Source organism: Streptomyces sp. NPDC003300 (genome assembly GCF_040610915.1).
Lineage (GTDB): Bacteria > Actinomycetota > Actinomycetes > Streptomycetales > Streptomycetaceae > Actinacidiphila.
Map to the genome: position 1 here is coordinate 1 of NZ_JBEXNE010000001.1, position 19,372 is coordinate 19,372.

Sequence of the window (19,372 nt, forward strand, 5' to 3'; positions counted from 1 at the left end):
CGCCACCATGCACAACCTCGCCCAGACAGGATGACACCAGCAGGCCAACCGCCACACCAACCCGCCCACACCCACCCTTCTGCAACAACCTTTAGGACAGAAAGCCCCGCAGTAGTGACGCCGTGCCCGCGAGGTGCTGCCGCATCGTCTGCCGCGCCCGCGTTTCGTCGGCGGCCAGGACGGCGGCGACCAGGGCGGCGTGCTGGCCCTGGGAGTGCTCGATGTTGCGGACCAGCATGGGGATGCCGTCCAGGAGTTGGTTGACCCGGGCGCGGACGGCGGCGTACTGGCGGGCCAGCGAGGGGGAGCCGGACAGCTCGGCTATCGCGAGGTGCAGGAGCGTGTCGGCGCGCCGGTAGTCCTCGATGGAGGCGTCCCCGGTGGCGCGCAGCCGGGCCCGCAGCAGGTCGGCGTCCGCTCCGGTGAGGCGGGCGCGGGCGCAGAGCCCGGCGGCGCCCACCTCCAGCACCTCGCGGAAGCGGAGCACGTCGTCCAGGGCCGCCGCGTCCAGACCTGCCGCGCCCAGGCCCGCCGCGTCCACGGGCGGGCCGTCCGCGCCGGGCGGCCTCGGCCGGACGAAGGTGCCGCCCTGGCGACCGCGGCGGCTCTCGACCAGACCCTGCTCGTGCAGCACGCGCAGCGCCTCGCGCAGGGTGACCCGGCTGATCGCCAGCCGCCCGGCGAGTTCCCGTTCCGGGGGCAGGCGTCCGCCCGCGGGGACCAGGCCGAGCCGGACCACTTGGAGCAGCCGTTCCACGGCCTCCTCGAAGCCGTTGCCGCCGCGCACCGGGCGCAGCACCGTGTCGAGCGGATCGGCGGCCAGCGCCGGGGGCTCCGCCGGCCGCCCGGCCGCTGACCCGGCCGCCGGCTCGGCCGTCGAATCGGCCGTCGAATCGGCCATCGGCTCCGTCATCCGCTCCGTCATGGCGAGGCCCCCTTCCCTTCAATGGTTCACAGCCATACCTTAAGTCTTCCGACCGATCCGAGAGGTTCCGCTGTGGCAGAACACACTCCAGCCCTGTCCGTCGGCGCGCTCCGCTCGCTGGTGGCGGCGGGCGAGATCCACACCGTCGTCCTGGCCTTCACCGATATGCAGGGGCGGCTCCAGGGCAAGCGGTTCGCGGCTCCGTTCTTCCTGGAGGAGGTGCTGCCGCACGGCTCGGAGGGATGCAATTACCTGCTCGCCGTCGACATCGACCTCAATACGGTGGACGGCTACGCGATGTCGTCCTGGGAGCGGGGCTACGGCGACTTCGCGATGCGCCCCGATCCCTCGACGCTGCGCCGCGTCCCCTGGCAGGACGGCACCGCGCTGCTGCTGGCCGATCTGACGTGGGAGGACGGCAGCCCGGTCAGTGCCTCGCCGCGGCAGATCCTGCGGCAGCAGCTCGACCGGCTCGCCGGACACGGCCTGACCGCGCACGCGGGCACCGAGCTGGAGTTCCTGGTCTTCCGCGACACCTACGAGCGGGCGTGGGACAGCGGCTACCGCGGGCTGACCCCGGCCAACCAGTACAACGCCGACTACTCGGTGCTGGCCACCGCCCGGGTCGAGCCGCTGCTGCGCCGCATCCGCAACGAGATGGCGGGCGCCGGGCTCGTCCCGGAGTCCGCGAAGGGCGAGTGCAACCTCGGCCAGCACGAGGTGGTGTTCCGCTACGACGAGGCGCTGACCACCTGCGACCAGCACAGCGTCTACAAGACCGGCGCCAAGGAGATCGCCTCGCAGGAGGGCATGGCGGTCACCTTCATGGCGAAGTTCAACGAGCGCGAGGGCAACTCCTGCCATATCCACCTGTCGCTGCGGGACGCGGACGGCGCCCCGGCGATGGCCGACCCCGAGGACCACTCCCCCACCGCGATGTCCCCGCTGATGCGGCACTTCCTGGCCGGACAGCTCGCCGCCCTGCGGGAGTTCTCGCTGTTCTTCGCGCCGAACATCAACTCCTACAAGCGGTTCCGCCCCGGCTCCTTCGCGCCCACCGCGGTCGCCTGGGGCCGGGACAACCGCACCTGCGCGCTGCGCGTGGTCGGCCACGGCCCGTCGCTGCGGCTGGAGAACCGGGTGCCGGGCGGCGACGTGAACCCGTATCTGGCGGTCGCCGCGATGGTCGCGGCCGGACTGCACGGCGTCGAGCGGGAGTTGGAGCTGCCGGAGCCGTGTACGGGCAACGCGTACACGGAGTCGTACGAGCGGGTGCCCGGCTCGCTGCGGGAGGCCGCCGAGCTGTGGTCGGGCAGCGACCTGGCCCGTGAGGTGTTCGGCCCCGAGGTCGTCGCGCACTACGCGAACATGGCGCGGATCGAGCAGCGGCAGTTCGACACCGCGGTCACGGACTGGGAGCGGTTCCGCTCCTTCGAGCGGATGTAAGGGCGGACGGGATGCAGGAGAGCCACAACGTACTCAACCCCGCCACCGAGGAGGTCGTCGCGACGGTCGCGGCGACCTCCCCGGAGGGCGTGGACGCGGCGGTCGCCGCCGCGGTGCGGGCCCAGCGGGGCTGGGCGGCGCTCGCGCCGGGTGAACGCGCCCGGCTGCTGCGGCGGTTCGCCGCCGAGGTCGACGCGCACCTGGAGGAACTGGCCGCGCTGGAGGTGCGGGAGGCGGGCCACACCGTGGGCAACGCCCGCTGGGAGGCGGGCAACGTCCGGGACCTGCTGGAGTACGCGGCGGGCGGCGTCGAGCGCCTGAGCGGCCGTCAGATCCCGGTGGCGGGCGGCCTCGACCTGACCTTCCACGAACCGCTCGGCGTGGTCGGCGTCATCGTGCCGTGGAACTTCCCGATGCCGATCGCCGCCTGGGGCTTCGCCCCCGCGCTGGCCGCGGGCAACGCCGTCGTGCTCAAGCCCGCGGAGACCACCCCGCTGACCGCCCTGCGGCTGGCCGAACTCGCCCTGGCCGCCGGGCTGCCCGAGGGCCTGTTCCAGGTGGTGCCCGGCGCGGGTCCCGTCGCCGGGGCGCGGCTGGTCGACCACCCCGACGTACGGAAGATCGTCTTCACCGGCTCCACGGCGGTCGGCAAGCGGATCATGGAGCGGTGCGCGGCCCAAGTGAAGCGGCTCACGCTGGAGTTGGGCGGCAAGAGCCCCAACGTCGTCTTCGCGGACGCCGATCTGGAGCGCGCCGCGGACCCGATGGCGTTCCTGGACAACGCGGGCCAGGACTGCTGCGCCCGCACCCGGCTGCTGGTGCAGCGCGAGGTCTACGACCGCTTCCTCGACCTGCTGGCCTCCGGCGTGCGGGCGGTGCGGGTCGGCGACCCGGCGGACCCGGCGACCGCGATGGGCCCGCTGATCTCGGCGGTCCAGCGCGAGCGGGTCCGCGGCTACGTCACGCCCGAACTGCCGGTCGTGGCACGGGGTTCCGCGCCCGAGGGCCCCGGTTTCTGGTACCCGCCGACGGTGCTCGCCCCGGCTGACCCCGGCGTGCCAGCGGCCACCGAGGAGATCTTCGGCCCGGTGGCGGTCGTGCTGCCCTTCGACGACGAGGCGGACGCGCTGCGGCTGGCGAACGCGACACCGTACGGCCTGTCCGGCTCGCTGTGGACCCGCGACCTGGGCCGCGCGCTGCGGCTCGCGCGCGGTGTCGCGGCGGGGAATCTGTCCGTCAACTCGCACAGCAGTGTGCGCTATTGGACGCCCTTCGGCGGCTTCAAGCAGTCGGGGCTCGGCCGCGAGCTGGGACCCGACGCGCTCACCGCGTTCACCGAGACCAAGAACGTCTTCATCGGCACCGAGGAGTAGCAGGGTATGCCCGAGACCACAGACAGCACAGACGTGACCGGCACGGCTGCCGCCGCCGGGACGGAGCAGCCGGTCTGCCGCCGCCTCGTCGGCCGTACCGCCGTCATCACCGGCGGCGGCAGCGGCATCGGCCTGGCCACGGCGCGGCGGTTCGCCGCGGAAGGGGCCAGGGTCGTGGTCGCCGACATCGACCAGGACAGCGGGCGGGCGGCGGCCGAGGAGACCGGCGGGCTCTTCGTCGCCACCGACGTGACCGACCCGGAGCAGGTCGAGGCGCTGTTCAAGGCCGCCCACGACACCTACGGCTCGGTCGACATCGCCTTCAACAACGCGGGGATCTCACCGCCCGACGACGACTCGATCCTCACCACCGGGCTGGACGCGTGGCGCCGGGTGCAGGAGGTCAATCTGACGTCGGTCTACCTGTGCTGCAAGGCCGCGCTGCCGTACATGCGGCGGCAGGGCAAGGGGGCGATCATCAACACCGCGTCGTTCGTGGCGGTGATGGGCGCGGCGACCTCGCAGATCTCGTACACCGCGTCCAAGGGCGGGGTGCTGGCGATGACGCGGGAGCTGGGCGTGCAGTTCGCCCGCGAGGGAATCCGGGTGAACGCGCTGTGCCCCGGGCCCGTGGACACCCCGCTGCTGCGCGAGCTGTTCGCGAAGGACCCGGAGCGGGCGGCGCGGCGGCTGGTGCACATTCCGCTGGGGCGGTTCGCGGCGGCCGAGGAGATCGCCGCCGCCGTGGCGTTCCTGGCCAGCGACGACGCCGGATTCATCACCGCCGCCGAGTTCCTGGTGGACGGCGGCATCTCCGGCGCCTACGTCACGCCGCTGTAGCGGGCGGGCCGCTCGGCGGACCCGCTCAGACCAGCGTCTTCCAGTACGACCACCAGCGGGTCAGGATCAGCAGGATGAGCACCCCGTACCAGAGCACCGGCACGACCCAGTGGAACTCCAGCACGGCGGTGCGCGCGCCCTCGGGCACCTTGATGATCCGGTGCTTGACGTTGTGCACCGCCGTGTACCAGAACGCGGCGATGGTCACGACCCAGGCGAGGCTGCACCACAGGCAGAGCGAGCCGATGCTGTACAGCGACTGGTACTGGAGCCAGGTGCAGAATCCGACACCGAACAGGGTGCCCGCCTGGAGGCCGAGCCAGAACCAGGGACGGTAGCGGGCGCCGGCCAGGATGCCCATCGCGACGCAGATCATGACCGGGTAGGCGATCATGCCGATCATCGGGTTCGGGAAGCCGAACGCGTGGGCCTGCTCGCTCTTCATGATGTTGCCGCAGGAGATGATCGGGTTCAGGCTGCACGCGGGGGTGTAATTCGGGTCTTCCAGCAGCTTGAACTTGTCATCGGTGATCACGAACGCGGCGACCGTGCCGAGCAGGCCGCAGATCAGCAGCAGCCAGGTGTACGCGCGCCCTGCTCCGATGCCGTCGGCCGGCCGCCGCTCGTCCTCGGCGCCGCCGTCCGTACGCGTCTCGTCCAACGCGGAAGTCGTCATGATCGCCGATCTCTTAGGTCGTGGGGAGCGGGCACCCAACATTGTGCACCAGGGCGGTCAGGACTGGATAAGTCCTGCACGCCCTGGTACACGGAAGAGGGTCAAACGAGCCGCGCCTTGACGCTCGCGACCACCTCGGCGAGCGGGACCGCAGTCTGCTCGCCGCTGCCCAGGTCCTTGAGCTGGACGACGCCCTCGGCGAGGTCCCGCTCCCCCGCGACGAGCGCGAATCGGGCGCCGGAGCGGTTCGCGGACTTCATCGCGTTCTTCATGCCCTTGCCGCCGAAGGCGAAGTCCGCGGCGATCCCGGCCCTGCGCAGCGCGGTGACCGTGCCGAACAGCGCCCGCCGCGCCTCGTCGCCGAGCGGTACGGCGTAGACGTCGGTGACCGCGGGAAGGGCCAGTTTCACGCCCTCCGAGCGCAGCGCGAGCACCGTACGGTCCACGCCCAGCGCCCAGCCGACCGACGGCAGCGCCGGGCCGCCGATCATCTCGGAGAGCCCGTCGTAGCGCCCGCCGCCGCCGACCGCGGACTGCGAGCCGAGCCCGTCGTGGACGAATTCGAAGGTGGTGCGGGTGTAGTAGTCCAGGCCGCGCACCAGCCGGGGGTCGTCCTCGAAGGCCACGCCCGCCTCGGTCAGCAGCGCGCGCACCTCCTCGTGGTACGCCTTGCACGCCTCGCACAGGTGGTCGCGGATCAGCGGCGCGTCGGCGAGCTGCTTCTGTACGGAGTCGCGCTTGTCGTCGAGCACCCGCAGCGGATTGATCTCGATCCGGGCGCGGGTCTCCTCGTCCAGGTCCAGGCCGCGCAGGTAGTCCTGGAGGGCGGCCCGGTAGACCGGACGGCACTCGCGGTCGCCGAGCGAGTTGAGCAGCAGCCGGAAGTCGCGCAGCCCGAGGTCGGTGTACGCGTCCACCGCCAGGATGATCAGCTCCGCGTCGAGCAGCGGGTCCTCGGCGCCGATCGCCTCCGCGCCGACCTGCGAGAAGTGCCGGTAGCGGCCCGCCTGCGGGCGCTCGTAGCGGTAGTAGGAGCCGGAGTACCAGAGCTTGACCGGCAGATTCCCCGTCTTGTGCAGATTGGCCTGGAGGGCCGCGCGCAGGACGGAGGCGGTGCCCTCGGGGCGCAGCGCGAGTTCGCTGCCGCCCTTGGTGGTGAGGGTGTACATCTCCTTGGTCACGATGTCGGTGGACTCCCCGACACCGCGGGAGAACAGTTCGACGTTCTCGAAACCGGGGGTCTCGACATAGCCGTAACCGGCCCGGCGGGCGGGCGCGGCGATGGCCTCGCGCACCGCGAGGAACACCGCGGAGTCGGGCGGCAGCAGGTCGTAGGTGCCCTTGGGGGCCTGGAAGGCGCGTACGGCGGAACTCACTGAATCCGTCACAATCCTCGTCGCGGAGCCGGGTCTCCGGCTCTTGGGCCGCGGGCCACCTCACCCAGGTAGGGGTTGGCGGCGCGCTCGCGGCCGATGGTCGTCTGGGGGCCGTGGCCGGAGAGCACCACGGTCGAGTCGTCGAGCGGCAGGCACACACGCGCCAGCGACTCGTACAGCTCGGCCATGGAGCCGCCGGGCAGGTCGGTGCGTCCGACGGAGCCGGCGAAGAGCAGGTCGCCGGAGAACAGCACCGACGGGATGTCGGCGGTCTCTGGCAGCCTGAACGTCACCGACCCCCTGGTATGGCCGGGCGCGTGCGCGACGGAGAACTCCAGACCCGCCACCGTCAGCGCGGCGCCGTCGGCCAGTTCCTTGACGTCGTCGGGCTCGCCGATGGTCAGCTCCCCCATCAGCGGCTGCCCGATGGCGCGGCCGAGCGCCTTCTCGGGGTCGCTGAGCATGTACCGGTCCTCGGGGTGGATCCAGGCGGGCACGTCGTGCGCGCCGCAGACCGGTACGACGGAGGCGACATGGTCGATGTGGCCGTGGCTGAGGATGACGGCGACGGGCTTCAGTCGGTGCTTGGCGAGCGTGTCCTCGACGCCCTGGACCGCGAGGTGGCCCGGGTCGACGATCACGCACTCCTCACCCGCGGCGGGGGCGACCACATAACAATTGGTGCCCCAGGCCCCGGCGGGGAACCCGGCAATGAGCACGTTCGTCCTTCTGTCGTCCGCGGTGTCGGCCGCGGGAGATATCGGCCGTTCACGAGCCTACCGGCCGCCGTACCGCCGCAGCGAACTCGTATTGTGCCTTCATCGGACCGCGTGCGGACTGGACGGGGGACGCGCATGCCGCGAAGATCTGCGGCACGCGTATTCGCGTTCGAGCGCACCGCGGCACACGGCCTGCCGACAGGTCGTGGACAGCGGAAACACAGTCATCGCACAGCACTCACGAGACACGACCGGGAGACGGCGAAGTGGTCACCAAGGATCAGCGGCGGCGGCAGCTCGCCCGGGAGAAGTTCGAGCGGCAGCAGCAGCGGCGGGTGCAGATGCGCCGCAAGTCGCGGACGCGCAATTCGGTGATCGCCGCCGTGCTCGCCGTGGTCGTCATCGGCGGCGGTTCCGCCTGGGGCCTGGGCGCCTTCGACAGCAGCGGCAAGAAGAAGTCCACGGACGACGCGGCGGCCAACGCCAGCGCGTCGCCGTCGGCGACCCCCTCGAAGGCGCCGGACCCGTGCGGCAAGGCGGACGCGGGCGCGCCGGGCACGGAGCAGTGGAAGACCGAGCCGAAGATGGCGATCGACAAGAGCGCGAAGTACACCTTCACGCTCCAGACGACCTGCGGCTCGATCCCGATCGCGCTGGACGCGGCGAAGGCCCCCGACACCACGAACTCCTTCAAGTTCCTCGCGGACAAGGGCTTCTTCGACCACACCAAGTGCCACCGGCTGACCACCGAGGGCATCTTCGTCCTCCAGTGCGGCGACCCGACCGCGCAGGGCAACGGCGGCCCCGGCTACACGATCCCGGACGAGAATCTGACGGCGTTCGGCAAGGCCGACGCGCAGAAGACCGTGACGTACCCGGCGGGCACCGTGGCCATGGCCAACACCGGCCAGGCGCACACCGGCGGCAGCCAGTTCTTCCTGGTCTACAAGGACAGCCCGCTGGCTCCGAGCTACACGCCGTTCGGCACGATCGACGCCGCCGGTATGAAGGTGCTCGACAAAATCGCCGCCGCGGGCGCCCAGCCCGCCGACCAGACGACGGGCAACACCGCGCCGAACGCGACCGTGGTGATCAACAAGGCGACCGTCAGCAAATCCTGATTGGGCCCGCATCGGATGCGGACAGCCGGGGTGCTGGTCGCCTATGTTGGCGTTGGACCGGTCAGGGCGTGCGGCCCAACCGGTGAAATTCTGTGGAAGATGCCCGGCCGTGAGCCGGCCGGGCATCACGTGGAGGAGGCGCTGTGAGCAGCGACCCGTGGGGCCGCGTCGATGAGACGGGGACCGTGTACGTGCGTACGGCCGACGGGGAGAAGGAGGTCGGTTCGTGGCAGGCGGGTTCTCCTGAGGAGGCGCTCGCCTACTTCGAGCGCAAGTACGAAGGACTCGTCGTGGAGATCGGCCTCCTCGAACGACGGGTGCGGACCACCGATCTCGCGCCCAAGGACGCGCTGGCCGCGATCGAGCACCTGCGCGTCTCGGTGACCGAGGCGCACGCGGTGGGCGACCTGGCGGCGCTGGGCGAACGGCTCGACGCGCTGGTCGCGCTGGTGGACTCCCGGCGCGAGGAGCGCAAGGCGGCCAGGGCGAAGCAGAGCGAAGAGGCGAAGGTCGCCAAGGAGCAGCTTGTCGCGGAGGCCGAGCAGCTCGCCGAGAGCGAGCAGTGGCGGACCGCGGGCGAGCGGCTGCGCGCCCTGGTCGACACCTGGAAGGGCCTGCCGCGACTCGACCGCAAGGCGGACGACGAGCTGTGGCACCGCTTCAGCCACGCCCGTTCGGTGTTCTCCAAGCGCCGCAAGGCGCACTTCGCGTCGCTCGACGCGCAGCGCGAGGAGGCCAGGCGGACGAAGGAGAAGCTGGTCACCGAGGCGCAGTCGCTGTCGAACTCGACGGACTGGGGGCCCACCGCGGCCCGCTACCGCGAGCTGATGACGGAGTGGAAGGCGGCCGGGCGTGCGCAGCGCGAGGCCGAGGACGATCTGTGGAACCGCTTCCGCGGCGCCCAGGACGTCTTCTTCGCCGCCCGCTCCGAGGTGTTCGCCGAGCGGGACACCGAGCAGCGCGACAACCTCGCGCTCAAGGAGGAGCTGGTCGTCGAGGCCGAGAAGCTGCTCCCGGTGACCGAGCTGAAGTCGGCGCGTGCCGCCTTCCGCTCGCTCAACGAGCGCTGGGAGGCCATCGGGCACGTGCCGCGGGACGCGCGGCCGCGGATCGAGGCCCGCATGCACGCGGTGGAGCGTGCGCTGGCCGAGTCCGAGGAAGCCGAGTGGCGGCGCACCAACCCCGAGGTCCGGGCGCGGGCGGCCGGTCTGACCGGTCAGCTCCAGGCGGCGGTCGAGAAGCTCCAGAAGCAGATCGACGCGGCGCGCTCCGCGGGGAACACCGCGAAGGCGGACAAGCTCCAGTCGGAGCTTGACGGGCGTCAGGCGCTGCTGGACGCGGCCCTGAAGGGCATGGGCGAGTTCGGCGGCTGACCGGCCGCTCGCACGCCCGACGGCCCCGGCACTCATGATGAGTGCCGGGGCCGTCGGGCGTCCGCGGGCCGGTGGTGGGTCGTGCCCGCCCGCCCGCGGCCTCGCTTACCTCTGGCGGCCCGAGGTCACCCGGTAGACGTCGTAGACGCCCTCCACGCCGCGTACCGCCTTCAGGACGTGGCCCAGGTGCTTCGGGTCGCCCATCTCGAAGGTGAAGCGGGAGGTGGCGACGCGGTCGCGGGAGGTCTGGACGGCCGCGGACAGGATGTTGACGTGCTGGTCGGACAGCACGCGGGTGACGTCCGAGAGCAGCCGGGACCGGTCGAGGGCCTCGACCTGGATGGCGACCAGGAAGACCGACGACTGGGTGGGCGCCCACTCGACCTCGATCATCCGCTCGGGCTGCTGCGAGAGCGAGTCCACGTTGACGCAGTCGGCGCGGTGCACCGAGACGCCGTTGCCGCGGGTGACGAAGCCGATGATCGGGTCGCCCGGCACCGGGGTGCAGCAGCGGGAGAGCTTGACCCAGACGTCGCTGGCGCCCTTGACGATGACACCGGGGTCGGCGTTGGCCCGCCGCTTGGTGCGCCCCTGCGTGGGGGTGGTGATCTCCGCGATGTCCTCGGTGGCGCCCTCTTCGCCGCCGAGCGCGTCGACCAGCTTCTGCACGACGGACTGCGCGGTGATGTGCCCCTCGCCGATCGCCGCGTAGAGCGCGGAGATGTCGGGGTAGCGCATCTCGTGCGCGAGGGTGACCAGCGAGTCGCCGGTGAGCACCCGCTGGATCGGCAGATTCTGCTTGCGCATCGCGCGGGCGATGGCTTCCTTGCCCTGCTCGACCGCTTCCTCGCGGCGCTCCTTGGAGAACCAGGCGCGGATCTTGTTGCGCGCCCGCGGCGACTTGACGAAGCCCAGCCAGTCGCGGGACGGCCCGGCCCCGGCGGCCTTGGAGGTGAAGACCTCGACGGTGTCGCCGTTGTCGAGCGTCGACTCCAGCGGTACGAGGCGGCCGTTGACACGGGCGCCTATGGTCCGGTGGCCGACCTCGGTGTGCACGGCATACGCGAAGTCCACCGGGGTGGCGCCCGCGGGCAGCGCTATCACGTCGCCCTTGGGCGTGAAGACGAAGACCTCGCTCTGCGAGAGGTCGAAGCGCAGCGACTCCAGGAACTCGCCGGGGTCCTCGGTCTCCTTCTGCCAGTCCAGGAGCTGGCGCAGCCACGCCATGTCGTTGACCGCGTCGTCCTTCTTGTCGGACCGCGGGCTGTCGGTGCGCACCTTGGAGGCGCCCGCCACCGCCTCCTGCTTGTACTTCCAGTGCGCGGCGATGCCGTACTCGGCGCGGCGGTGCATGTCGAAGGTACGGATCTGCAGTTCGACGGGCTTGCCGCTGGGCCCGATGACCGTCGTGTGCAGCGACTGGTACATGTTGAACTTGGGCATCGCGATGTAGTCCTTGAACCGGCCGGGGACCGGATTCCATCGCGCGTGGATGGTGCCGAGCGCCGCGTAGCAGTCGCGGACGGTGTCGACCAGGACGCGGATGCCCACCAGGTCGTAGATCTCCGCGAAGTCCCGGCCGCGGACGATCATCTTCTGGTAGACGCTGTAGTAGTGCTTCGGGCGGCCGGTGACGGTGGCCTTGATCCGGGCGGCGCGCAGGTCCTGCTGGACCTGGTCGGTGACCACGGCGAGGTATTCGTCGCGCTTGGGGGCGCGCTCGGCGACCAGCCGGACGATCTCGTCGTACATCTTGGGGTAGAGGATCGCGAAGGCGAGGTCCTCCAGCTCCCACTTGATGGTGTTCATGCCCAGCCGGTGCGCCAGCGGGGCGTAGATCTCCAGCGTCTCGCGGGCCTTCTTCTCCTGCTTCTCGCGCTTGAGATAGCGCATCGTGCGCATATTGTGCAGCCGGTCGGCGAGCTTGATCACCAGGACGCGGGGGTCCTTGGCCATCGCGACGACCATCTTGCGCACGGTCTCGGCCTGCGCGGCCTCGCCGAATTTGACCTTGTCGAGCTTGGTGACGCCGTCGACCAGCAGCGCCACCTGGTCGCCGAAGTCGCGGCGCAGCGCGTCCAGGCCGTACTCGGTGTCCTCGACGGTGTCGTGCAGCAGCCCGGCCATCAAGGTGGCGGGGTCCATGCCCAGTTCGGCGAGGATCGTGGTGACGGCCAGCGGGTGCGTGATGTACGGGTCGCCGCTCTTGCGCTTCTGGCCGCGGTGCCAGCGCTCGGCGACCTGGTAGGCCCGCTCGATCTGCCGGAGCTGGGCGCTGTCGCCCTTCGGGTCGTTGCCCCGCACCACGCGCAGCAGCGGTTCGAGCACCGGGTTGTACGGGCTGGAGCGCTGCACGCCGAGCCGGGCGAGGCGGGCGCGGACGCGGCTGGAGGAGGCCCCGGGACGCGTCGGCGCGACGCTGCCGGGCGTACGCACCGGGCGTACGGCGGGCGCGGCCGGTTCTGGCGCGGCGGGCTTGGCGGGCGCGGGAGCGGGGGTGGGTGCGGCGGTCCGGCTGTCGGCGGACGTCCCCGTGCCACCCGCGGCCGGTTCCTTCCCGCCCGCGGCGTCGAGTGGCTGGGCCTGGTCTGGCAAGAGCACTCCTCACGCGGGGTAGAAGTTCCATGGTATCGACCTGCGGCGAGAGGCGGGCGCCCGAGCCCGCCGGGCGCCCGCCTCAGCGGCCCCGTACGGGCCCCGCGTACGCCGTACGGGGCCGCAGGACGCTCGTAGGAGGCCGCAACCGGGCCCCGCGGACCCGAATGGCGTACGAGAGCCCGTACGCGGCCCGAGAGCCCGTACGCGGTCCGGAGCGCGTCAGATCGCGACGAGGGTGTCCAGGGGGGCGTCCCCCAGGACCCGGGCCAGCCGCGCCCGGCCGCCGAGGAAGCCCAGCTCCAGCAGGACGGCCACGCCCGCGACGGTCGCGCCGGTCCGCCGGATCAGCTCAAGCGAGGCTTCCGCGGTGCCGCCGGTGGCCAGGACGTCGTCGATCACCAGGACGCGGTCGCCCTCGGCGAAGGCGTCGACCTGCACCTCGATCTCGGCGGTGCCGTACTCCAGGTCGTACGACTGCGCCAGGGTCTTTCCGGGCAGTTTGCCCGCCTTGCGGACCGGGACGAAGCCGAGGCCCGCGCGGGCGGCGGCCGGGGCGGCGAGGATGAAGCCGCGGGCTTCGAGGCCGACGACCTTGGTGGCGCCGTGCCGCGCGCACAGGGCGGCGAGCGCGTCCACCAGGGCGCTGAAGGCGACGGGGTCGGCCAGCAGCGGGGTGATGTCCTTGAAGATCACGCCGGGCTGGGGGTAGTCCGGTACGTCGCGGATGCGGCCGAGCAGCAGTTCCCTGAGCTCGGCGGAGGCTGCGTCCGTGGTGGTCATCGCGCTACTTTCGTCGGTTCATGTCGCGTCGGTCCATGACGTGCTTGTCGTTCCACGGCGCTTCGGGCCATGGAGCGCTCGTCGGTCGACGAGGGTCGGTCGATGAGGTTCGGAAAACGGAAAATCGCCGCCGCCCGGTCGGTGTCGACCGGGCGGCGGCGATTCACGGTCAGCGCCGCTTGCCCGAGGGGCGGTTGCGGCCACCACGGGTGCCGCGGTTGGCGGACGCGCCGCGGGTGCCGCCGGAACGGCTGCCCGGGGCGGTGCCCTGGGCCCGCGGGCCCACCACACCGGCGCCGGCCGCTGCGGCTTCCGCCTGGTCGTCGTCGTCCCCGTCCCCGTCCTCGGGGTCGGCGGGCTCCTCGCCGCGGGCGGCCGCCTCGGCGGCCTTCGTGGCGTCGGAGGCCCGGCGGGCGAGCACCCGCTTGCGGACCTGCTTCATCGCCGGGTCGCGCTCCTTGAGGTCCGCGACGATCGGGGTCGCGATGAAGATCGAGGAGTACGCACCGGCGGTGAGGCCGACGAACAGCGCGAGCGCGATGTCGTTGAGCATGCCCGCGCCGAGGATGCCGCCACCGATGAAGAGCAGCGCGCCGACCGGCAGCAGGGCGACGACCGTGGTGTTGATCGACCGCACCAGGGTGCCGTTGAGGCTGCGGTTGGCGATCTCGCTGTAGGTGTACCTGTTCTGCTTGGTGATGTCCTTGGTGGACTCCTTCAGACCGTCGAAGACGACGACGGTGTCGTAGAGGGAGTAACCGAGGATGGTGAGCAGACCGATCACCGTGCCCGGTGTGACCTCGAAGCCCACGATGGCGTAGACACCGACCGTGATCGTGAGGTCGTGGAGCAGGGCGATCAGTGCCGCGACGGCCTTGCGCCATTCGAAGGCGATGGCCAGATAGGCGACCACCAGCACCAGGAAGATGATCAGACCCTGAAGGGCCTTGTGGGAGATCTCCTTGCCCCAGCTCGGACCGACGATCTGCGCGTCGATGTCCTTGAGCGGGATGCCCAGTTCCTTGGAGATGTTCTGCTGGACGGACTTGGACGCCTCGGTGGAGATGTCGCTGACCTGGATGCGGAGCTTTCCGCTGCCCAGCTTCTGGATCGTCGCGTCGTGGCCGGCGGTGTGGCCCTCGATCTTGCTCTGCGCGTCCGCGACCGAGATGGAGGTCTTGGCCGTGGTGAAGTCCGCGCCGCCGGAGAACTCGATGCCGAGCTTGAGGCCGTTGACCACCAGGCCGACCGCGGCGACGACCGTGATCAGGATCGATACGCCGTACCAGATCTTGCGGTGGCCGACGAAGTCGTACGCGATCTCGCCGCGGTGCAGCCGGTGACCGAGATTGCTGAGCTTGGACATCAGGCTTCCTTCGTCTCGGTGGGCCGGTTGTGGCGGACGCTCCGACGCAGCGGCGCCTTCACGCCGAGCGCCTTGGGATCGAGACCGGACCACCTGTGGCCCTGAGCGAAGAACGGGCGACGGGCGAGGATCGTCATCAGCGGCTTGGTGAACAGGAACACCACGACGACGTCGAGCACGGTGGTGAGACCGAGCGTGAACGCGAAGCCCTGGACCTTGCCGACCGTCACGGTGAACAGCACGGCGGCGGCGAGGAAGGACACGAAGTCCGACACCAGGATGGTGCGCCGGGCGCGCGGCCAGCCGCGGGCGACCGCGGGTTGCAGCGAGCGGCCCTCACGGAGCTCGTCCCTGATCCGTTCGAAGAAGACGATGAACGAGTCGGCGGTGATACCGATGGCGACGATGGCACCACAGACCGCGGGCAGGTTCAGTGCGAAGCCGATCGCCTCACCGAGCAGACACATGATCGTGTAGGTGAGCGCGCCCGAGACCACGAGGCTCGCGAGCGCCACCAGGCTCAGTCCGCGGTAGTAGGCGAACATGTAGAGCACGACCAGGACGAGGCCGACGGCGCCGGCGATCAGACCGCCGCGGAGCTGCTCGCCGCCGAGGGCGGGAGAGACCGTGGTCGTGTCCTGGATGGAGAACGCCAGGGGCAGCGAGCCGTACTTCAGCACGTTCGCCAGGTCCTCGGCGGACTTCTGGGTGAAGCTGCCGGAGATCTGGGCGCTGCCGCCGGGCAGGGCCTGGGAGACCGACGGGGCCGAGACGACGTTGCCGTCCAGGTCGATCGCGAACTGGTTGTTCGGCTGGGCCTGGGAGGCGAGGTCGCCGGTGACCTTGGTGAACTGGCTGGCGCCCTTGGAGTCGAACGTCAGGTTGACGACCCAGCCGTTGCCCTGCTGCGAGTCGAAGTTCGCGCTGGCGCCGGAGACGCGCTTGCCGTCGATCAGCGTCGGGCCGAGCGCGTACTTGATCCACTGGTTGCCCTGCTGACCGCAGGCGACGACCTTGTCACCGGGCTTGGTGCCCTTGCTGGCCGCGGTGCGCTGCGTGGGGTCGGTGCAGTCGAGCTTGTCGAGCTTCGCCTGGAGGTCGGCGGGGATCGACAGGTCGGCGGCGCCCGTGCCGGGCGTGGTGGCCGGGTTGCTGGGCGTCGCGGTGGGCGTCGGTGTCGGCGCCTTGTTCACACTCGACTTCAGCGCGTCGGTGACGGCGCGGCCCTGCGGACTGGACGTGGTGCTCCCGGTGGCCTTCGGAGTGCCCGTCGCGCTGGGCGTGCCGCTCGGCTTCGGCGTCGTACCGCCGGAGGCAGAGGGGCTGGCCGAGGGCTTGGGCGCGGCCGTGGCCGGGTTGCCGTCCGCGGCGGTCAGCACCTGGCGGAAGGCGAGCTGCGCGGTGGTGCCCACCTGCTGCTCGGCCTGGGCGGCGTTGGTGCCCTTGGGGATGTTGACGATGATGTTGTTCGATCCCTGGGTCTGCACCTCCGCCTCGGAGACACCGAGTCCGTTGACACGGCGGTTGATGATGCTGACCGCCGTGTTCATATTGGACTTGGTGACCGCGTTCCCCTGGTCCGCCTTGGCGGTCAGCGTGATGCTGACACCGCCGGCCAGGTCGATGCCCAGTCGGGGAGTGGTGTTGCCGGAGAGGAACATTCCTCCGGTCAGCGCCACCAGGGCGATCACGATCACGGCCAGAGCGCGCCCGGGGTATCCCTGACTCCCCGGGGACGGCCTGCGGCCCTTGTTGGCTGCTGCCACCTTCTTGATTCTCCCTGTCCTACCGCCCCTGAGCCTGCACGCTCATGGGGTGGCCACGAAGTTGTGAGAGCCGGACCCTTACTTGGACGTGGAGTCGGGGCCGTCCTGCCCCGGCGCGTCCTCGGTCTTGCTCAGATCGATGCGGTGCTCGCCCGAGTCCTTGGCGTCCTTCTTGACGTCGTCCGTCGCAGCGGCATCCCCGGAAGCCGCGTCGGCGGTGACGTCGCCTTCGGTGTCCTCGGTGTCGTCGTGCTCGATCTCCTCCGGCTCGATGCCGTGCACGATCCGGTTGAACTCCTCTTCGGCCAGCACGGCGCCGATGGCGTTCTTCGCGAAGTGTGCGTGCACCCCGTCCGTCAGCTCAAGGAGGACCGTCTCCTCGTTCACTTCCTTGACCACGGCGTACATGCCACCGATCGTGCGGACGCCCGATCCGGGCTCCATCTGGTTCCGCATGGTCAGTGCCTGGCGCTGCTTGTTCTTGGCCGAGCGCGTCATCATGAACATGACGCCAACAATCAGGACCAAGGGGAGGAGAGTGACGATACTCACGGTCTGGACGTTCCTTCGCACGGCCAACGTGGGGCTGGCCTGGGTTTCGGGATGTGGGTGCCGATCCGGAGGAAGGGCGTCGGCGGAGTCTAAGCGCTGGCTCGCCGCCTGAACAACGCCAAGCATGGCACTGGGGTTCCTGAAGGGGCGAGTCTATCGGCGGTCAGGGTCCGAACAACCCGCTCTGTCCGGGTCCGGCGGGATTGTGCGGCGGTACCAGACCGAGGTGCGTCCAGGCCGCGGGCGTGGCCACCCGGCCGCGCGGTGTCCGGGCCAGCAGGCCCTCCCTGACGAGGAACGGCTCGGCGACCTCCTCGACGGTCTCGCGCTCCTCGCCGACCGCGACGGCGAGCGTGGACAGGCCGACGGGCCCGCCGCCGAAGAGCTTCAGCAGCGCCTGGAGCACGGCCCGGTCCAGCCGGTCGAGACCGCGCTCGTCCACCTCGTAGACCTCCAGCGCCTTGGCGGCGATCTCCCGGCTGATCACACCGTCCGCCCTGACCTGGGCGTAGTCGCGGACCCGGCGCAGCAGCCGGTTGGCGATCCGGGGGGTGCCGCGGGAGCGTCCGGCGATCTCGGCGGCGCCGTCGTCGGCGACCTCGACGTCCAGCAGCCCGGAGGAGCGGCGGATGACCTTCTCCAGTTCGGCGGGGGCGTAGAACTCCATGTGGCCGGTGAAGCCGAAGCGGTCGCGCAGCGGGGGCGGCAGCAGTCCGGCCCTGGTGGTGGCGCCGACCAGGGTGAAGGGCGGCAGTTCCAGCGGGATCGCGGTCGCGCCGGGGCCCTTGCCGACGATCACGTCGACCCGGTAGTCCTCCATCGCCATGTAGAGCATTTCCTCGGCGGGCCGTGACATCCGGTGGATCTCGTCGAGGAAGAGCACCTCGCCCTCCTGGAGCGAGGACAGGATCGCGGCGAGGTCGCCCGCGTGCTGGATGGCGGGTCCCGAGGTGATCCGGATGGGCACGCCCATCTCGGCCGCGATGATCATCGACAGCGTCGTCTTGCCGAGGCCGGGGGCGCCGGAGAGCAGGACGTGGTCCGCGGTGCCCTGGCGCTGGCGGGCGGCCCTGAGCACCAGGTCGAGCTGCTGCCGTACGCGCTCCTGCCCGATGAACTCCCCCAGGTCCTTGGGGCGCAGCGCCGCCTCGACCGCCTGGTCCTCATGGTCGGCGGTGGCGCCGACCAGTCGCTCCGGCCGCTCGTCGGTGGCGTCGTCCCAGTTCATGGTTGGTCTCTCGGGTCGGTGTGGGGTCGGCGGTACGGACCGGCGTCACCGGTACGGGTGCGGCCGGCGGCGTCAACAGGGCGGTCAGCGGGTGCGGTTGAGGGTCTGGAGGGCCGCGCGCAGCAGCGCGCCGACGTTCGGCTCCCGCTCGGCCTCGGCCTGCGGGGTGACGGCGGCGACCGCCTCGTCGGCCTCGCGGGTGGCGTAGCCGAGGCTGAGCAGCGCGGCGTGCAGCTGCTCGCGCCAGGAGTCGCCGACCGGGCTGCCGATTCCCCGGTCCGCGCCGGAGCCGACCGGTTCGCCCAGCCGGTCCTTCAGCTCCAGGAGCAGCCGCTGCGCTCCCTTCTTGCCGATGCCGGGCACCGCGGTCAGCGCCTTCTCGTCGCCGACCGCGACCGCGGAGCGCAACGCGTCCGGGGTGTGCACGGCGAGCATCGTCTGGGCGAGTCTGGGGCCGACTCCGCTGACGGTCTGGAGCAGTTCGAAGACCTGCCGCTCGTCCTCGTCCGCGAAGCCGTAGAGGGTGAGCGAGTCCTCGCGGACCACCAGGGAGGTGGCGAGCTTGGCGGGCTGGCCGATCCGCAGCGCGGCCAGGGTGTTCGGGGCGCACTGGACGGCCATGCCCACGCCGCCGACCTCGATGACCGCGGTGTCGGGGGCGAGCGCGGCGACCTGGCCGCTGACGAAGGCGATCACTTGGCGGACTCCTGGGGTCGTACGGGGCGGTGGGCGGCGATGGCCTGCTGGAGGCGGTTGGTGGCGGCGCCGCGCCAGATGTGACAGATGGCCAGTGCCAGCGCGTCGGCGGCGTCGGCCGGTTTCGGCGGGGCGTCGAGCCGCAGCAGCCGGGTCACCATCGCGCCGACCTGCGCCTTGTCGGCCCGGCCGCTGCCGGTGACGGCGGCCTTGACCTCGCTGGGGGTGTGCAGGTGGACGGGCAGGCCGCGGCGGGCGGCGCACAGCATGGCGACCGCGCTCGCCTGGGCGGTGCCCATCACGGTGCGCACATTGTGCTGGCTGAAGACCCGCTCCACGGCGACCGCCTCCGGGCGGTGTTCGTCGAGCCACTCCTCGATGCCGCACTCGATCAGGACGAGCCGGTCGCCGATCTCCGCGTCGGCCGGGGTGCGTACGACGCCGACGCCGACCATCGTCAGCGGGCGTCCGGGAACGCCGTCCACCACTCCGATGCCGCACCGGGTCAGACCCGGGTCCACGCCGAGCACTCGCATG

Annotated in this window: 17 protein-coding genes; 5 read left to right on the forward strand and 12 right to left on the reverse strand. The window is 71.2% G+C overall.

All coding sequences use genetic code 11. From position 1 onward, the window contains the following. Positions 1–91 precede the first annotated feature (91 nt). Positions 92–925, reverse strand: coding sequence for an FCD domain-containing protein (locus ABZX65_RS00005; protein ID WP_355332494.1), 834 nt, complete (start codon positions 923–925; stop codon positions 92–94). A 72-nt stretch (positions 926–997) separates the two neighbouring features. Here ABZX65_RS00005 and ABZX65_RS00010 point away from each other — a divergent pair, with 72 nt between their 5' ends. Genes ABZX65_RS00010 through ABZX65_RS00020 form a run of 3 tightly spaced genes read left to right on the forward strand, consistent with a single transcriptional unit; the run spans position 998 to position 4,584 of the window. After that, positions 998–2,371 carry a glutamine synthetase family protein gene (locus ABZX65_RS00010; protein WP_355332496.1) on the forward strand — a complete coding sequence of 458 codons (1,374 nt, stop codon included), beginning with the start codon at positions 998–1,000 and terminating at the stop codon, positions 2,369–2,371. 11 nt (positions 2,372–2,382) lie between these two features. After that, complete coding sequence (locus tag ABZX65_RS00015) at positions 2,383–3,744, forward strand: aldehyde dehydrogenase family protein (RefSeq protein WP_355332498.1); 1,362 nt, start codon at positions 2,383–2,385, stop codon at positions 3,742–3,744. A gap of 6 nt (positions 3,745–3,750) precedes the next feature. Next, entirely contained in the window at positions 3,751–4,584 is an 834-nt protein-coding gene (locus tag ABZX65_RS00020) for a 3-oxoacyl-ACP reductase (RefSeq protein WP_355332501.1), read from the forward strand. Positions 4,585–4,609: 25 nt separating this feature from the next. Here ABZX65_RS00020 and ABZX65_RS00025 read toward each other — a convergent pair whose 3' ends face one another. From ABZX65_RS00025 to ABZX65_RS00035, 3 genes are all read right to left on the reverse strand, one after another. Beyond that, positions 4,610–5,260: a vitamin K epoxide reductase family protein gene (locus ABZX65_RS00025; RefSeq protein ID WP_355332503.1), complete on the reverse strand. Its 651-nt coding sequence runs from the start codon at positions 5,258–5,260 to the stop codon at positions 4,610–4,612. 101 nt (positions 5,261–5,361) lie between these two features. Next, the gene (gene hisS / locus ABZX65_RS00030) at positions 5,362–6,651 is read right to left on the reverse strand and encodes a histidine--tRNA ligase (RefSeq protein WP_355333550.1); all 1,290 of its coding nucleotides are present in this window, start codon (positions 6,649–6,651) and stop codon (positions 5,362–5,364) included. Then, positions 6,645–7,355 carry an MBL fold metallo-hydrolase gene (locus ABZX65_RS00035; RefSeq protein ID WP_355332505.1) on the reverse strand — a complete coding sequence of 237 codons (711 nt, stop codon included), beginning with the start codon at positions 7,353–7,355 and terminating at the stop codon, positions 6,645–6,647. The genes hisS and ABZX65_RS00035 overlap by 7 nt, the downstream gene beginning before the upstream one ends. A gap of 266 nt (positions 7,356–7,621) precedes the next feature. Here ABZX65_RS00035 and ABZX65_RS00040 point away from each other — a divergent pair, with 266 nt between their 5' ends. Together ABZX65_RS00040 and ABZX65_RS00045 are read left to right on the forward strand one after the other, a co-directional pair. Then, positions 7,622–8,476: a peptidylprolyl isomerase gene (locus tag ABZX65_RS00040; protein WP_355332507.1), complete on the forward strand. Its 855-nt coding sequence runs from the start codon at positions 7,622–7,624 to the stop codon at positions 8,474–8,476. Between the two features lie 143 nt (positions 8,477–8,619). Next, the gene (locus ABZX65_RS00045; protein WP_188285205.1) at positions 8,620–9,849 is read left to right on the forward strand and encodes a DUF349 domain-containing protein; all 1,230 of its coding nucleotides are present in this window, start codon (positions 8,620–8,622) and stop codon (positions 9,847–9,849) included. A 105-nt stretch (positions 9,850–9,954) separates the two neighbouring features. On the opposite strand, the gene ABZX65_RS00050 is transcribed toward ABZX65_RS00045, so the two are convergent. The 8 genes from ABZX65_RS00050 to ruvC form a co-directional block, all read right to left on the reverse strand. Continuing rightward, on the reverse strand, positions 9,955–12,285 hold the full coding sequence (locus ABZX65_RS00050; RefSeq protein WP_355333552.1) for a bifunctional (p)ppGpp synthetase/guanosine-3',5'-bis(diphosphate) 3'-pyrophosphohydrolase: 2,331 nt from the start codon (positions 12,283–12,285) through the stop codon (positions 9,955–9,957). A gap of 381 nt (positions 12,286–12,666) precedes the next feature. Next, complete coding sequence (locus ABZX65_RS00055; protein ID WP_355332509.1) at positions 12,667–13,227, reverse strand: adenine phosphoribosyltransferase; 561 nt, start codon at positions 13,225–13,227, stop codon at positions 12,667–12,669. Between the two features lie 169 nt (positions 13,228–13,396). Beyond that, positions 13,397–14,593 carry a protein translocase subunit SecF gene (gene secF, locus ABZX65_RS00060; RefSeq protein WP_355332512.1) on the reverse strand — a complete coding sequence of 399 codons (1,197 nt, stop codon included), beginning with the start codon at positions 14,591–14,593 and terminating at the stop codon, positions 13,397–13,399. After that, complete coding sequence (secD, locus tag ABZX65_RS00065; protein WP_355332515.1) at positions 14,593–16,359, reverse strand: protein translocase subunit SecD; 1,767 nt, start codon at positions 16,357–16,359, stop codon at positions 14,593–14,595. Before secD ends, secF begins: the two co-directional genes overlap by 1 nt. Positions 16,360–16,437: 78 nt before the next feature. After that, entirely contained in the window at positions 16,438–16,911 is a 474-nt protein-coding gene (gene yajC / locus ABZX65_RS00070; RefSeq protein ID WP_355332517.1) for a preprotein translocase subunit YajC, read from the reverse strand. A gap of 163 nt (positions 16,912–17,074) precedes the next feature. Next, a complete protein-coding gene (gene ruvB, locus ABZX65_RS00075) occupies positions 17,075–18,139 on the reverse strand; it encodes a Holliday junction branch migration DNA helicase RuvB (protein ID WP_355332520.1) in 1,065 nt (354 codons plus the stop codon). Positions 18,140–18,223: 84 nt separating this feature from the next. Then, positions 18,224–18,835, reverse strand: coding sequence for a Holliday junction branch migration protein RuvA (ruvA, locus tag ABZX65_RS00080; protein WP_355332522.1), 612 nt, complete (start codon positions 18,833–18,835; stop codon positions 18,224–18,226). Next, positions 18,832–19,371, reverse strand: coding sequence for a crossover junction endodeoxyribonuclease RuvC (gene ruvC, locus ABZX65_RS00085; protein ID WP_355332524.1), 540 nt, complete (start codon positions 19,369–19,371; stop codon positions 18,832–18,834). The genes ruvA and ruvC overlap by 4 nt, the downstream gene beginning before the upstream one ends. Position 19,372: the final 1 nt, after the last annotated feature.

Coding starts and splice junctions, on each gene's coding strand:
- ABZX65_RS00005 (WP_355332494.1), bottom strand. CDS start 925: ATGACGGAGCGGATGACGGAGCCGATGGCCGATTCGACGGCCGATTCG.
- ABZX65_RS00015 (WP_355332498.1), top strand. CDS start 2,383: ATGCAGGAGAGCCACAACGTACTCAACCCCGCCACCGAGGAGGTCGTC.
- ABZX65_RS00020 (WP_355332501.1), top strand. CDS start 3,751: ATGCCCGAGACCACAGACAGCACAGACGTGACCGGCACGGCTGCCGCC.
- ABZX65_RS00025 (WP_355332503.1), bottom strand. CDS start 5,260: ATGACGACTTCCGCGTTGGACGAGACGCGTACGGACGGCGGCGCCGAG.
- ABZX65_RS00055 (WP_355332509.1), bottom strand. CDS start 13,227: ATGACCACCACGGACGCAGCCTCCGCCGAGCTCAGGGAACTGCTGCTC.
- secF (WP_355332512.1), bottom strand. CDS start 14,593: ATGTCCAAGCTCAGCAATCTCGGTCACCGGCTGCACCGCGGCGAGATC.
- ruvB (WP_355332520.1), bottom strand. CDS start 18,139: ATGAACTGGGACGACGCCACCGACGAGCGGCCGGAGCGACTGGTCGGC.
- ruvC (WP_355332524.1), bottom strand. CDS start 19,371: ATGCGAGTGCTCGGCGTGGACCCGGGTCTGACCCGGTGCGGCATCGGA.